The 15,044-nt window shown below is 47.9% G+C and carries 15 protein-coding genes; 2 read left to right on the top strand and 13 right to left on the bottom strand.

Features of this window, described 5'->3' with window-relative positions; all coding sequences use genetic code 11:
* Positions 1 to 55: 55 nt before the first annotated feature.
* The 10 genes from ccpA to BZ167_RS15420 form a co-directional block, all read right to left on the bottom strand.
* On the bottom strand, positions 56 to 1,060 hold the full coding sequence (gene ccpA, locus BZ167_RS15465; protein WP_032871678.1) for a catabolite control protein A: 1,005 nt from the start codon (positions 1,058 to 1,060) through the stop codon (positions 56 to 58).
* 278 nt (positions 1,061 to 1,338) lie between these two features.
* A complete protein-coding gene (locus BZ167_RS15460) occupies positions 1,339 to 2,415 on the bottom strand; it encodes a bifunctional 3-deoxy-7-phosphoheptulonate synthase/chorismate mutase (RefSeq protein ID WP_003152383.1) in 1,077 nt (358 codons plus the stop codon).
* A gap of 237 nt (positions 2,416 to 2,652) precedes the next feature.
* A complete protein-coding gene (ytxJ, locus tag BZ167_RS15455) occupies positions 2,653 to 2,979 on the bottom strand; it encodes a bacillithiol system redox-active protein YtxJ (protein ID WP_033574218.1) in 327 nt (108 codons plus the stop codon).
* 25 nt (positions 2,980 to 3,004) lie between these two features.
* Entirely contained in the window at positions 3,005 to 3,418 is a 414-nt protein-coding gene (locus BZ167_RS15450; RefSeq protein ID WP_003152380.1) for a YtxH domain-containing protein, read from the bottom strand.
* A 32-nt stretch (positions 3,419 to 3,450) separates the two neighbouring features.
* Positions 3,451 to 3,873, bottom strand: coding sequence for a DUF948 domain-containing protein (locus tag BZ167_RS15445; RefSeq protein WP_007408777.1), 423 nt, complete (start codon positions 3,871 to 3,873; stop codon positions 3,451 to 3,453).
* Between the two features lie 155 nt (positions 3,874 to 4,028).
* A complete protein-coding gene (gene murC, locus BZ167_RS15440) occupies positions 4,029 to 5,327 on the bottom strand; it encodes a UDP-N-acetylmuramate--L-alanine ligase (protein WP_015418019.1) in 1,299 nt (432 codons plus the stop codon).
* A gap of 240 nt (positions 5,328 to 5,567) precedes the next feature.
* Positions 5,568 to 8,171 carry a DNA translocase FtsK gene (locus BZ167_RS15435; RefSeq protein WP_061860797.1) on the bottom strand — a complete coding sequence of 868 codons (2,604 nt, stop codon included), beginning with the start codon at positions 8,169 to 8,171 and terminating at the stop codon, positions 5,568 to 5,570.
* A gap of 167 nt (positions 8,172 to 8,338) precedes the next feature.
* Positions 8,339 to 8,944 carry a YtpR family tRNA-binding protein gene (gene ytpR / locus BZ167_RS15430; protein ID WP_022552814.1) on the bottom strand — a complete coding sequence of 202 codons (606 nt, stop codon included), beginning with the start codon at positions 8,942 to 8,944 and terminating at the stop codon, positions 8,339 to 8,341.
* Between the two features lie 14 nt (positions 8,945 to 8,958).
* Complete coding sequence (locus BZ167_RS15425) at positions 8,959 to 9,768, bottom strand: DUF1444 domain-containing protein (protein ID WP_012118213.1); 810 nt, start codon at positions 9,766 to 9,768, stop codon at positions 8,959 to 8,961.
* A gap of 15 nt (positions 9,769 to 9,783) precedes the next feature.
* Complete coding sequence (locus tag BZ167_RS15420; RefSeq protein ID WP_077392133.1) at positions 9,784 to 10,107, bottom strand: thioredoxin family protein; 324 nt, start codon at positions 10,105 to 10,107, stop codon at positions 9,784 to 9,786.
* A gap of 197 nt (positions 10,108 to 10,304) precedes the next feature.
* Here BZ167_RS15420 and BZ167_RS15415 point away from each other — a divergent pair, with 197 nt between their 5' ends.
* A complete protein-coding gene (locus tag BZ167_RS15415; RefSeq protein ID WP_007408781.1) occupies positions 10,305 to 10,751 on the top strand; it encodes a YtoQ family protein in 447 nt (148 codons plus the stop codon).
* A 33-nt stretch (positions 10,752 to 10,784) separates the two neighbouring features.
* On the opposite strand, the gene BZ167_RS15410 is transcribed toward BZ167_RS15415, so the two are convergent.
* Complete coding sequence (locus BZ167_RS15410; RefSeq protein ID WP_031379296.1) at positions 10,785 to 11,858, bottom strand: M42 family metallopeptidase; 1,074 nt, start codon at positions 11,856 to 11,858, stop codon at positions 10,785 to 10,787.
* A 158-nt stretch (positions 11,859 to 12,016) separates the two neighbouring features.
* Here BZ167_RS15410 and BZ167_RS15405 point away from each other — a divergent pair, with 158 nt between their 5' ends.
* Positions 12,017 to 12,334: a PepSY domain-containing protein gene (locus tag BZ167_RS15405; RefSeq protein ID WP_003152366.1), complete on the top strand. Its 318-nt coding sequence runs from the start codon at positions 12,017 to 12,019 to the stop codon at positions 12,332 to 12,334.
* Positions 12,335 to 12,389: 55 nt separating this feature from the next.
* On the opposite strand, the gene BZ167_RS15400 is transcribed toward BZ167_RS15405, so the two are convergent.
* The gene (locus BZ167_RS15400) at positions 12,390 to 14,087 is read right to left on the bottom strand and encodes an NAD-dependent malic enzyme (protein WP_031379297.1); all 1,698 of its coding nucleotides are present in this window, start codon (positions 14,085 to 14,087) and stop codon (positions 12,390 to 12,392) included.
* A 78-nt stretch (positions 14,088 to 14,165) separates the two neighbouring features.
* The gene (locus BZ167_RS15395) at positions 14,166 to 15,011 is read right to left on the bottom strand and encodes a YtnP family quorum-quenching lactonase (RefSeq protein WP_031379298.1); all 846 of its coding nucleotides are present in this window, start codon (positions 15,009 to 15,011) and stop codon (positions 14,166 to 14,168) included.
* Between the last annotated feature and the right edge of the window lie 33 nt (positions 15,012 to 15,044).

Below are 15,044 nucleotides of genomic sequence, written 5' to 3'. Positions count from 1 at the left end.
TCAAGTAAAAAAGCAAGATTCCACCCCTCAGAGTGAAGCTTGCTTTTCCGTTTTTTTATGACTTGGTTGATTGTCTTAATTCGATGCGGTGAGGCAATTCGACGATATGCTCTTCAACCGGCTCTTTGTTCATCAGTTTTGTCAAAAGTCTCATCGCCACGGCGCCGATATCGTACGTAGGCTGCACGACTGTTGAAAGCTGAGGGCGGACCATCAGGCTCAATCTCGTATTGTCAAAACCGATAATATCAAGATCATCAGGTATCGAAAGACCTTGATCTTGGGCCGCATGGATAATGCCGAGGGCCATTTCATCCGTCGCAGAAAGAATCGCCGTCGGTTTCCGGTCAAGGCCCATCAAGCTTTGAAGCGCCTCCATACCGGAATCATAAGTGTAATCGCCTTCCGCTACGAATTGCTCGTTAAACGGAATCGCCGCTTCTTCAAGCGCCCGTTTGTACCCTTGCAGTTTTTTCGAACGGTTGATCGGCTCTTGCATCGGTCCGGAGACGAGTGCAATATCGCGATGCCCTTTATCAATGAAAAGCTTAACGGCATCATAAATCGCCTGTTCGTAATCAATGGCGACAGAAGGCGTCTCGCCCTGTTCTTCCACTGATGCCGCCAAGACGATCGGCACAGGAGAGCGCTTAAATTCTTCGACATGCTCGTCCGTAATGTTGCCGCCCATAAATACGATACCGTCCACTTGTTTGCCAAGCATCGTATTTAACAGATGCAGTTCTTTCTCAAGATTTTGGTCCGAGTTGCTTAAAATAATATTATATTTGTACATCGTCGCGATATCTTCAATTCCACGCGCAAGTTCAGAGTAGAAAATGCTTGAGATATCAGGGATGATGACGCCGACCGTAGTCGTTTTTTTGCTTGCAAGCCCTCTTGCCACCGCATTCGGGCGATAGCCGAGCCGGTCAATGGCTTCCAATACTTTTTTTCTGGTCGTCGGTTTTACATTCGGGTTGCCGTTCACGACGCGGGAAACAGTCGCCATACTGACATTTGCTTCTCTGGCCACATCGTATATCGTAATGTTGCTCACTGAAACCACTCCTTTTACTGGATACACTTATCCTTATCTATAGCATAAACACTTTATGTAAAGAAATGTCGTACGATTTCGCATTCTGTCGTTTATGATTGTAAGCGTAAGTCAGTAGTGTACATTATTTTTCATTATTCATCAAATTTAAATATCTCTCATGAAATTATACACGTTTTTCCCAGTGATGAAAACGTTCACTTTCATTTTATAATTAAATAAAATGAAGATACGAAAAAAAGCCGCGCGAGGCGGCCTTTAAAGAGCGGAACGTTGTATTATGCTTTTACTTTCAGCATTGGCTTTAATTCGTTCAGCCATTTCTCGAATTCAGGTATATCCATCTGCTGCGCAGAGTCTGAAAGGGCAACGGAAGGATCAGGGTGAACTTCGGCCATCACGCCGTCAGCGCCGATCGCAAGCGCCGCTTTTGCTGTCGGAAGCAGGAGATCGCGGCGGCCTGTTGAATGTGTGACGTCAACAAACACCGGCAAGTGAGTTTCCTGTTTCAAAATCGGCACGGCAGAAATGTCGAGTGTGTTTCTCGTTGCCGTTTCGTACGTTCTGATACCGCGCTCACAAAGAATGATTTGGTCGTTTCCTTGTGACATGATGTATTCAGCTGCATTGATGAACTCTGAAATTGTTGCGGCAAGACCGCGTTTTAACAATACCGGCTTTTTAACGGAACCGGCGGCTTTCAGCAATTCAAAGTTTTGCATGTTCCGCGCGCCGATCTGAATGACGTCAATGTAATCAATCGCTTGCTCAATGTGTGCGGGCGTTACGATTTCACTGATCACCGCGAGGTCATATTCATCAGCGACGCGTTTAAGAATTTGCAGGCCTTCTACGCCGAGACCTTGGAAATCATACGGACTTGTGCGGGGTTTAAACGCACCCCCGCGCAGGATTTTAATGCCTTGTTTTTTCGCTGCGGCCGCTACTTCGGCAACCTGCTCATAGCTTTCTACGGCACAAGGTCCGACGATGAATCTCTGATCGCCGTCACCGATTTTTTCACCTTTAATGTCAACGATCGTATCTTCTGCTTTTTTCTTCCGGGAGACGAGCAACGCTTTGCTGTGATCCTCTTCTTGAAGTTCAAGTCCGGCTTTGAAAATTTCTTTGAAAATATGCTGGATCGTTGAGTTTTCAAATGGGCCGTCATTGCTTTCAATTATGCGGTTAAGCATTGTACGCTCTCTGACAGGGTCAAATCGGTTGACACCCTGTGCTTCCTTTGCTTTACCGATTTCTTTTACAACGGCTCCGCGTTCATTGATTAATTTAAGGATTTCTAAGTTTAGTGCGTCTGCCTGCTGTCTTAGGCTCTCTAATTCCTTGTTGCTCATCTTTTTCATCCCTTCTATGCTATGTTTTATTTTAATGGTTAACATGCATCTTACTACAGTTATGCGAAAATAGGAATATGAAATAATAAATTTTTTCACATTCGGCTTTATCACCAAAACGCTTTTAAGCTTTTATGCGTTGAAGCGGTATATATTGATATCCTACATGATCCGGCTGAAATGATCAATAGTTTTTTTCAAAAAAAAAAACCGCCGGTATCAACCGGCGGCCAGCAATTATGAAAGGTGCTGCTCTATTGCGTTTTTTGTGATTTGTGAATGAGACGCGTGCCATTTCACTTCGCCGTTTGCAATGACGAATACTTGCGGGCTTTCATGTTTCACGCCGTATGTCTCGGCGATATAGTTTGAAAGCGGCCGGCTGTCCTGCACCTGCAGGTAATAAGAAGGCACTTCCGAATGCGCCGATGCAAAGGCGTCAAACTCCTGAAACGCGGCTTGGCTGATCGGGCAGGTTGTGCTGTGTTTCAAAAACACGAGCTTGTTTTCTTTCTCAACGGCATTTTTGAACTCTTCTTCAGACGATATCAGCTGTTTTGTCATGTCGGTTATCTCTCCTTATTGAAGATCAGCGATTTGCCTGACCGGCTTTTTCCCCGGCGTCTTCCGCTTCGGCCTTGATGCTTTGGGCCGTGTCCTGCATTTCGCTTCTCGTCTCTTCGGCTTTCTCGGTTAGTGTGCTCTTAGAACGGTCTTTTAAATCCTTCACTTTATTCATAATCTGGCCTGACTGATCAGCTACCAGCTGGGTGATATTAGATGTTTTGTCTTTGGCGATGCTGACATATTGAGAGCCTTTTTCTTTCGCGTCGGCCGTCATTCTGTCCGTCTTATCCTTTAACGCAGAAGCCTGACTGCCGAGATCGTCGCGCAGCTCCTTACCTGATTTAGGCGCCAGAAACAACGCCGTTGTCGCGCCGATAATTCCCCCGATCAGCGTTCCGATTAAAAAATCCTTACTATTGATTCCATCTTTGCTCATTATGATTCCTCCTTAGTGGATTTTTCTTATGATTAAAGCGATGTTTTTTTCTTTTGCTTCCACTTGTCCCATATTTCCATAGCGGCCTGGCTCCAGGTGACAACCTGACTGATCTTATCCTGATTCTCTCTTACAGAGGCCGTAACGGAACCTGCTGCCTGCTTTATGGATGTATTAAACTGCTGGACGGAAGTTCCCACTTCCTGGACAGCATGGACAACCGTATTTAATTTCTCTGATTTTTCCTGTATGTCTTCCGCGAGACGGTTTGTCTTATGTAACAGCTCGGTTGTCTCTGCGGTAATGCCTTTCATCTGCCCTTCAAGGCCGTCTAAAGTCGAGGCAACGTTTGTTAAAGTCATCTGCACGGACTTTAATGTTTTGGACAGATAGATGACGAGGATGAGAAATGCAACGGCAATGAGTGCGACGCTTAAGTAAAGAATGATGATCATCTAATACCTCCTTAATGCAGGATATAGTGGTATATACCCAATTCTTAAAATGATAAACATATATGAAAGATCTGTATGTATACTATTTCTCCGTTTCTCGGTAAATCCCTTTGCAGCACGCGCAAAAAAGCAGTGAGAGCCCCACTGCTTTTTCGTTATGCTATGACGTTTTCATAGGCTCTCATATATTTTTGAATGTCTCCGGCGCCCATGAAGATCAGCACTGCGCCTTCATGCGCTTTTAACACGGATGTGTCATTTTCTTCAATGAGTTCTGCGTTAGCGATTTTTTCCTGAAGATCCGTGATCGTGAGCTTGCCGACGTTCTCGCGGGCAGAGCCGAAAATGTCGCACAGATACACGCGATCGGCCGCGCTTAAGCTTTCTGCGAATTCATCCAGGAATGATTGCGTCCGTGTAAACGTATGCGGCTGAAATACCGCGATGATTTCACGTTCGGGATATTTTTGGCGCGCCGCCTCAATCGTGACTTTGATTTCAGTCGGATGGTGGGCGTAGTCGTCGATCAGTACCTGGCTGCCGATCACTTTTTCATTGAATCTGCGTTTGACGCCGCCGAATGATTCAAGTCCGCGCTTAATCATGTTCACGTCTATCTCTTCATAGTGGCAGAGCGCAATAACCGCTAAGGAATTGAGGACATTGTGATGCCCGTATGCCGGGATGTAGAACGTATCGTAAAACGTATTGCGGACAAAGACGTCAAATGTCGTGCCTTCCGTATTTTTCACGATGTTTCTCGCTTGAAAATCATTTTCTTCTCCCGTGCCGTAATAAACGACAGGCACATTGGCGTGAATTTTCGGCAGGTACTCGTCATCACCGCAGGCAATGATGCCTTTGTTGACTTGAAGCGCCATGTTTTGGAAAGCATCAAACACATCGTCAATGTTGGCGAAATAATCAGGGTGGTCAAAATCAATATTCGTCATAATCGCATAATCAGGCTGATAGCTTAGAAAATGACGGCGGTACTCGCAGGCTTCAAATACAAAGTATTCGCTGCTTTCATTTCCTCTGCCCGTTCCGTCCCCGATAAGAAACGAAGTCGGCTTCGCCTGCTGCATCACGTGTGCCAAGAGGCCCGTTGTGGACGTCTTGCCGTGTGCGCCCGTTACCGCGACACTTGTGTATTTTTTCATATATTCAGCTAAAAATTTATGATATCTGATGACAGGAATCCCTTCAGCGAGCGCCTTTGCGATTTCCGGATGAGAATCAGGGAATGCGTTTCCGGCGATTACCGTTAAGCCGGGTTTGATGTTATCGGCGCTGAACGGATAGATCGGGATATTTCTTTTTTCAAGGGCAGCCTGAGTGAAAATCTGCTTCTCGATATCCGATCCCTGCACCTGATACCCTGTATCATGCAGGATTTGAGCAAGCGGGCTCATACCTGTCCCTTTTATTCCAACAAAATGATAAACAGTCATAATCGTACCTCCAACAAACGTCTATCTGTTCCCCAGTATATGACGCTCATTTCATTTTGCGACCGCCGCGGGCAAAAAGCCCGCACAGCGGCGCTTCCATTTATTTTTACGTTATCGTCAGTATCTGTAACTTTCTTTTTGATTAAACCTGCCGCATGATATTTCAGCGCGTGACAGTGATGCAGTTTTGATGGTCCATCCACTATCATACCATGTTTGTGAGAAAAATGAACGATATTCTTATTCTTGAGCAATGTCAGCGGCCGTAATCAGCACTTCACGGGGTTTGCTGCCCTTCGCTTCTGAGATCATGCCTTCGGCTTCCATCATGTCAATCAGCCTCGCGGCGCGATTATAACCGATTCTGAACCTTCTTTGAAGGCTTGAGGTGCTGGCGCTGTTTTGCTCCACGACGAATTGGCACGCCTCAGGAAACAGTTCGTCTTCTTCCTTGAGGGCGGTTCCCTGCCTGATCAGTTCTTCCTGTTCAAACAAATAAGAAGGCGGCAGCTGCTTTCTGACATGAGAGACGACGCGGTCAATTTCTCTGTCGGATACAAAGTTGCCCTGCAGGCGCACCGGTTTTCCGGTACCGTTTTCCCAGTACAGCATGTCGCCTTTTCCGAGCAGCTTTTCCGCTCCCGCCATGTCGATGATCGTTCTGGAATCTACCTGGCTTGAGACGGAGAATGCAATCCTCGTCGGTATGTTTGCCTTGATCATTCCGGTAATGACATCGACAGACGGACGCTGTGTTGCGACAAGCAGATGAATGCCGCAGGCTCTCGCTTTCTGCGCGATTCTGGCAATGCTTTCTTCCACATCGTTCGGCGCGACCATCATTAAATCGGCAAGCTCATCAATGACCACTACGAGGTACGGAAGCTTTTCGCCTGTCTTATGATCGGCGGTTAATTCATTAAAGCGGCCGATATCTCTCACACCCGAATGGGCAAACAGTTCATATCGCCGTTCCATCTCTTCCACAACCCATTTTAACGCGGCGGTCGCGGCTTTGGCGTCCGTGATGACGGGGCTGACCAAATGCGGAATTTGGTTATATGGCGCAAGCTCGACCATTTTCGGATCAATCAGAAGCATTTTGACATCACTCGGATCCGCCTTATAAAGCAGACTGACCAAAATGGTATTGATGCAGACGCTTTTTCCCGATCCTGTCGCACCCGCTATCAACCCGTGCGGCATCTTTTTCAAATCAATGACGACCGGGTTTCCGGAAATATCGACACCGAGCGCGGCTGTAAGCGGAGACGGATTCGTCCTGAAAGCGGCGCTTCTGATCATCTGCCTTAAATCGACGACTTTGCTTACGCGGTTCGGAACTTCAATGCCGATCGTGTTTTTACCGGGGATCGGCGCCTCAATCCGAATATCCTTGGCAGACAGGCTCAGTTTAATATCATCTGCTAAGTTTGTAATTTTGTTTACTTTCACTCCGGGCTCAGGATGCACTTCAAAACGTGTGACGGACGGGCCTTGTGTGACATGAACGACTTGGGCGCGCACATTAAAGTTTTTCAGCGTAACGTTTAAAAGCTCGCGCTGTTCTTCAATCCACGATTGGTCGTCATGTCTTTGCGCCGGTGGTACGTCCAGAAGCGACAGATTCGGAAAGACATAGCTCGCTCCGCCCTCTGGCGTCTTCGCCTGCTTGTGTTTATCGCTTTTAAGCATCATGACGTTAAACGGAACATTGCGCTCTTTCGGCCGCTCCGCTTTTTTCACAGTCTGAGGCTGTCCTTGATGCTCCGTTTTTTCTTCGGCAGGCCGGGACGGGGCATCGGCCGTCTCGATGCTTGCAAGTTCAGGCTCGGGGTCTGAATGCCGCGTGACTTCATTGTACTCAGACTGAGAGTCTGCTTCCTGTTTCGCGTCGGTTTCAGCTGATTCGGGCTTGTCTTCAGACTGCGGCTGAACTTCCTCATCGTATCCGGGTTCTGTGTATGTATACACCGTTTCTTCCGCGGTTTCAAAAGGCGGTGCTTTTTCCGGCTCAGGCTCCTGATATTCCTCCTGCGGCGCCGCTTGTTCCTCTGTGTTTTCAGCCGTTCGGGATACTTCATACTCAGGCTCTTTAATAGGCTGCGGGCGGGTTTGTTCATGCTCTTGTTCTTCTGTAAAGCCGGCAGACTCCGCGCTTTCCGTGTGCTCCCGCTCTTCAGTCTGCTGCGGTTCTGCTGCTGCAAACACTTGCTCTTTTACATTCTCAGCCTCGGTGTGAAGCTCCTCTTTTTTAACGGCCGGGATTTCTTCCGTCTCTTGTTTCGCAAACGGTTCTGGCTGGTCATTCGTCTGTTTTGTTATGCCGGATGTTGTGAAGACGGGCTCTTTTTCTGTTTCCTGGCCGGCTTTTGGCGGAACAAATTGCTCCTCTGAAAGCAATGTTACGTTCTCTTCACGCCGCTTTTCGGAATTAGGCGCTTTTTTTATGCTGTGCTGAGATTGAAAGCCGTAAACCGGTGAAGGAATGGATGACGGTTTAAAGGGCTTTTTCACCGTTTCAGGCTCTTTATGTGTATGCTGTTTCCGCTCGGTTTGCTCCTTCCCGGCGGCATAATCCCGGGACGGCTGGCGGCGTTCGTGCCTTTCCCGCTGTCTTTGGTTTTGCTCCGTTCGCTTATAGCCGTCCGGAACGACGGGGAAGCGGAAATTCCCTTTCGGATATTCGTAATATATTTTAGGATCTTCCATGCGCGTGAATTTGCCTTCTGGCTGATCCGGTATCTGCTGTTTCGGGATTTGGGCATGCGTGTTTGGTTCACGTTCATGCTCTTCTTCTTTTTCACCTAAAAATAAGTCAAAAAATTTATTCAGCCAACTCATGTTTAATCACTCTCTAACTCCCTTTTTAGTAGTCTGGGACGATATTTAGTATACCATTGCCGGGCGGCTCAGAAAAGATTAAGCTCCCAACTGAAGAAAGCCGTTAAGCAGGCCTGCTTAACGGCTTTCTCTCACATCATTCGATTCTGTGCGCTTATTTATGGGAGTTAGAATTGAAATGCTTCGCCGGCCTCGCGGCTGTCTTCAAGAACAAGAATCCCTTTTTCCGCCGGCGCATCCGGCAAAGCGAGTTCTTTCGCGGAGCAGATCATGCCGCTTGACGGAACGCCTCTTAATTCAGCGTCTTTAATCACAAGTCCGCTCGGCATCACCGCGCCGACTTTAGCGACGACGACTTTTTGCCCTTTGTCCACGTTCGGCGCGCCGCAAACGATTTGGAGGGTTTCCTCTCCCACATTCACTTGGCAGATATTCAGTTTATCCGCATTCGGATGTTTTTCTTTCGATTCAACGTGACCGACAACAAATTTCGGAGAAAGGTCAACCGTCAGCGTTTCTGAAACGCCGTTTCTGTTCAGTATTTCATTCACATCCTGAACGAATGTCTCAGACAAAGCGACGGGGCCGTTGTCCTCAATCTGTAGATAAGAAGACACATTAAAAATGTTAAAGCCCGTCGTTTCTTTTGTTTCTTTGTTAAAGATTCTGATGACATCGCCTTCTCTTTCATAGGCGATTTCTTCGCGTGCCGCATCTTTAAGAGAGATCAGAAGCGTATCTCCCACACCTTCTTTATTGTAAAAAGCGTTCATAAGAAAAATCCTTTCTAATCCTTTTTCGGCCGGCTTTTCGCCATGATAAACACAGGTTCCAGTCTGCCTTCATTATACAGAAATGAAAGGGCCGTAATCGGCACCGTGCCGCTTGCAAAGAAGCTCATGGACATTTGCCCTAAAATATCATAACCCGATTCATTTCGAATGTCAGCAAGTATTAATACATCCTGATGCGGGACGGAAATCGCCAATTCGCCTTCAGCGGCCTGCTTGTATTCATGAAGAATCGAATCATTGAGAATCCGGCTGGCGTCATAGCCGTCATTCGCCCTGAAAAAATAAAAATAATTGTCCGCAACCGTATCCTGTTTCACAACTGAAGGAAGAGAGCGGAGATTGAATGACGCCGTCTCCCTGATCCGTTCTTTTGTCCAGTTTTCTTTCTCGAGCATACGGCTGTCAATTAAGCGGTACGTCTTGCCGAGGTCAAGCGCGTAGTAGATTCTCGTTTCGGCCGTATGGTCATCATACACGAGGGGAATGCCGTCGCTCGTTTGATCGGGAAATGATGTGGAGCGGATGACCGGATAGATTCCCGCTTCCTTTCCGGACATCTCCTGTCCGCTGCCTTCCATCGCCTCCATTGCTTCTGACACATAGTAGACGATTTCGTCGATCGCTTCTTCTTTTTTCGTCTCCCACTTCGCAATGATCGGCGGGAGCTCCAATGTGATGCCTTTTTTGGTCGTTTGATCCTCAACACGGAGGGTGTCTTTTTCTCTGTCAAAAAAGAAGGATCGGTTCTCGTGCTGCAGGCGCTGTTTTAATAAATCCGCCAGCTTCCTTGACGTCATTTTCAAAGCCCGTGGCCTCCTTTATGCTTTAGCAAGGGAATCGGTTAAAAATTGCTCAATTTCTTCTTTTGTTTTACGGTCTTTGCTGACGAAGCGGTTCACTTCTTTTCCTCCGTTAAACACAACAAAGCTCGGAATGCCGTAAATTTCCCATTCCGCGCATGTATCAATAAATTGATCGCGGTCTACGTAGTAATAAGTGAATTCAGGAAAGTCCGCTTCCAGCTCAGGGAGAAACGGATCCACAAAGCGGCAGTCCGGGCACCAATCCGCTGAAAACATAAATACCGCCCAATCGTCTTGTACCGCTTTTTGCAATTCTTCCGTGCTTTCAATCTTTTTCATTGTCATTCCTCCATCTGGATTATGAGTTTTTTATATGCTGATGTTTGTCCAATTGGATCATACCAGACTGTTTACGGCAAGACCAACTATATGCAATATCATTATCATATTTCATTTGCATTATCAAGCAAGTTTCGTTTACCATTTTGCTTGTAGCCGTACGAAAATCTGAATATGTACATAAGGAGGGGCAAAAGATGCAGTTTGTCGTGTATTTAGCGGGTGAGATCCACAGTAATTGGCGGGATGAGATTAAGCAAAAAGCAACGGCGCTGGACCTGCCGATTACGTTTGTCGGCCCGATGGAAAACCATGAACGCTCAGACAATATCGGAGAAGAGATTATGGGCGTGCAGCCCGATTCTGTTTTAAAAGACGCCAGAGCTTCTGATATCAACAATTTCCGTACAGAGGTGCTGATGGAAAAAGCCGATTTTGTGATCGCCCTGTTTGGCGAGAAATATAAGCAGTGGAATACCGCGATGGATGCTTCTTATGCCATCGCAAAAGGAAAGCCGCTCATTCTCATCCGTCCGAAAGAACTTCATCATCCGCTGAAAGAGCTTTCCGGAAAAGCGAATATCACGGTCGAAACCGTCAATCAAGCGATGAAAGCACTCTCTTATTTATTTGAAACAGAATAAGCAGGCCGCCTTTATGCGGTCCTGCTTATTTTTTCACACATTTTCTCTGATCGTTTCGACCGTCTGTTTGTCACTCGCCATGACCAGCTTAATGAGCATTTCTTTCGCCGCGGCATAATCATCGACATGGATGATGGCGGCATTTGTATGAATGTATCTTGAACAAATGCCGATGACGGCAGACGGAACCCCGCTGTTTGATATGTGGACCCGTCCGGCATCCGTTCCCCCGCCTGAAGCGAAATATTGATAAGGGATATTGTGCGTTTCCGCCATATCAAGGACGAACTCTCTCATCCCGCGGTGCATGACCGTCGTTCTGTCGAGAATGCGGAGCAGCACCCCCTCGCCGAGACGGCCGAACAGCTCCTTATCGCCGGTCATATCATTTGCCGGGCTGGCATCAAGCGCGAAGAAGAGATCAGGCTGAATCATATTGGCCGCTGTCTGCGCCCCTCTCAAGCCGACTTCCTCCTGAACGGTGGCCCCGGCGTACAGATTGTTCGGCAGGTCTTTTCCGTGCAGCTCTTTTAATAGTTCAATGCTTAACCCGCAGCCGTAGCGGTTATCCCACGCTTTGGACAATATTTTCTTCTCGTTGGCCATCGGGGTGAACGGGCAGACAGGCACAACCTGCTGTCCCGGTCTGATCCCCATTTTGACCGCGTCCTCTCTGTCATCGGCACCGATATCAATCATCATATTTTTGATCTCCATCGGCTTTGCGCGCTGGGCATCCGTTAAAATGTGGGGCGGGATGCTTGAGATGACGCCGATAATCGGTCCGTTATCCGTCTGCACCTCGACGCGCTGGGCAAGCAGCACCTGACTCCACCAGCCGCCGAGCGTCTGAAATCTCAGCATGCCGTTATCCGTAATCTGCGTTACCATAAACCCGACTTCGTCCATATGGCCGGCTACCATAACGGTTGGCGCATCTTCAGCGCCGCGCCTTACTCCGAAAACACTTCCGAGTCTGTCCTGCACGATGTCATCCGCATATTTCGCAAGCTCCCGTTTCATAAAGGAGCGGACCTGATGTTCATTTCCCGGTGCGCCGGGAAGCTGCGTCAGCGTCCGGAAAAGCGTTTTCGTTTCCTCATTCATATTTTCCCCTCATTTCTATGTAATGCTTTTATTTTATTAGAAAAACAACTGTTTTCCAAGCGCACAGATTGAATGGGCTGGAAAACCGCCGCTTTACTTAACACCGCCTGGCATCTTCTGTATAATAAAAATTACGACATAATTGGAGGTGCTTCATATTGAAATTACGTCATTTTCTCTTAGGTGCAGGAGTCGGATTATGCGCTGCCATCGCAGTGAAAAAGTATGCGATGAAACCTTATATCTCTTCAGAAAAAGCGCTCCGTATCGTAAAAGCGGCTTTTAAACAGCGCGGGCCGATAGACGGATCATGGATTTACACAGAGCCCGAGCCCTACCAGGTAAACGGAGAAACCATCCAGGTATACAAGACCGGCGTGACACGTTCGGCATTCGGCGAACTGGAGCAATATGAAGTTATGGTCAATGCAAAAACAGGCCAGATTGTCGATGTCATTGATTCTGTCGCCTCATAATTCGGACAAGCAAAAAATAAAGCCCAAAACCATCAGCGTTTTGGGCTTTATTCGGTTACATCGGCCGAATTCGTTTATATACGGGGTGCCACATCGCGTCCTGCACCGCTTGGATCAGATCCTCGGGTTCCGTTTCCGCTACACCGTCCTGAATGGCCGCTTTAGCTACAGCTACCGCCACAGTTGCCGATACCGTCCTAAGATCCTCCACTTTCGGAAGCATCGGCGCCCCCGGCTTGCCGACATCCACCATACCGGCGATGGCATTCGCGCAGGCAACGAACATATTGTCCGTAATGATCCTTGCTTTCGTCACAATCGTGCCGAGTCCGAGTCCCGGGAATACGAGCGCGTTATTCGCCTGTCCGATATGGTAGGTAACGCCGTTATACGCAACAGGCGGAAACGGACTACCCGTAGTGACAAGCGCGCGGCCTTCCGTCCATTTAATCAAATCTTCAGGTTTTGCTTCTGATAATGTCGTCGGGTTTGACATCGGCAAAATAGCGGGCCGTTTGACATGTGAGGCCATTTCTTTGACGATTTCTTCCGTAAATGCGCCTGATACGGTGGATGTGCCGATCAGAATCGTCGGCTTGGCCTGACGCACCGTCTCCGCCAGATCAATTGATCCGCCTTCACCGCTGCGGCCGTACTCTTTCACTTCATCAGCAGGACGCGCGTACGGAACCTGAAAATCACGCAAGTCCTTCATATCATCCGTTAACAATCCGTTTCTGTCGATACACCAAAAATGGCTGTAGGATTCTTCTTCGCTTAATCCGTCATGCACCATGGCTTCGCGCAGCTGCTCAGCAATTCCGATACCGGCCGTTCCCGCGCCGAAAACGACGACTTTATGCTCTTTTAAAGGCACTTTTGATGCTTTTGCACACGCTAAAACAGCTGCAAGCGATACCGCGCCCGTTCCTTGAATGTCATCGTTAAACGTACAGACTTTATCTTTATACCGTTTTAATATGCCGCGGGCGTTAGCCGTACCGAAATCCTCCCAATGAAGCAGCGCATTCGGGAATGTTTCCCGGGCAAGCGAGACATACTCATCAATAAAGCGGTCATATTTCTCGCCGCGCACTCTTGAATGCTGGTTTCCGACATACAGCGGGTCATTTAAGAGGCTTTCCTGATTTGTCCCCGCGTCCAATACGACCGCAAGCACTCGTGACGGATCAATTCCGGCCGCCGCCGTATACACCGCGAGTTTTCCGACAGAAATGGCGATGCCGCCGACCCCCCAGTCACCGATTCCCAGAATGCCCTCCGCATCTGTGGCAACGATTAAGTCAATGTTTTCATTTTTTCCGAACTGCTGAAATGCGGCGCGCATTCCCTCAGGATCATCTATCGACAAATACAGACCGCGGGGTTTTCTGTACTCATGGCTGTAACGCTGGATCGCGGTGCCGACGGTCGGCGTATATACGATCGGCAGCATTTCGCCTAAATGATCATTTAACAGCCTGTAAAATAACGTTTCATTCCGGTCATGGAGAGCGGTCAAGTACACATTTTTGCTCAGCTCATCAGGCTGCGAACTGAATTGTTCGTAGGCCCGCCTCGCCTGCTCTTCGATTGTCAATACTTTCGGCGGCAGAAACCCCTCGAGCCCGAGTTCCTTTCTTTCCTCCTGTGTAAAGGCCACCCCTTTATTTAAAAAAGGCGTAGAAAGCACTTCTAATCCGCGCAGTGTTGTTTTGATTTCTCCATCTTTCGTCACTTGAAATTGATTCACCTGTCTCTTCCTTTCAAAGCAATTTGTCTTAGGTTTGCTTTTATTCCCGAAATTCATACAGGCAAATCATCGATCCGCTTATTTTTTCTCCCGTTTGACAGATGCAGCCACTTCGCCGTCTTCTCCCCATTTTACCGCTCTGTAAATCGCGTCGTGATAGAAAATCAGCCAGGCGTCTTTTTCTGCCGCGAACGTCTGCCATTTCTGCTTTTCTGGAATAGAGGTCATCGGATAATCATCATAGGCCAGCACCCATAACGGATTTTTATGCGCATTCGTCGGCATCAGGTCGGCAAAATGCACAGCCGTCTCCCCTCCGTCTTCTAAGACGATGACGCTGTGGCCGTCGCTGTGGCCGCCGGTGTGGTGCATCGTAATGCCTTCTGTCAGCTGATACTCGTTCTCAAAGGTTTCGACCTGACCTTGTACCGCCTCCCAATTTTCTCTCCAATATGTATTTTTCGATCTGATATTAGGATTTCTCATTTCGCGCCACTCTGTTGCAGAAGTGATAATGCGGGCATTCGGGAAAACAGAGACAAGCTCCTCTCCGCTGTACTCCGTCAGGCCGCATGCATGGTCAAAATGAAGATGGGTCATCGCGGCAATATGAATGTCCTCACAAGAAAGCCCGAGGTCACGAAGAGATTGTTTCAGATTGGATTCCTGTGTTACGCCGTAATTCCTTTTTTGTTTATCAGAGAATTTCCCTCGGCCGATACCCGCGTCAACCAATATATTCAGGCCGTTTTTTCTGATCAGAATCGGGTCTGTTCTTAATTCAATCTGGTTTTTGTCATTTACGGGGTATTTTCTCGACCATAAAGGTTTCGGAACAACGCCGAACATCGCTCCGCCGTCCATATGCGTTACACCGCCGTCCAGCCATGTTAATGAAATATTCCCAATATTCAATGCCTCCATCTTGATCCCTCCTGATGTAATGGTAGCAAATGG

Source organism: Bacillus sp. 275 (genome assembly GCF_001999205.1).
GTDB lineage: Bacteria > Bacillota > Bacilli > Bacillales > Bacillaceae > Bacillus > Bacillus velezensis.
This window is presented reverse-complemented; position numbering and strand designations above follow the sequence as displayed.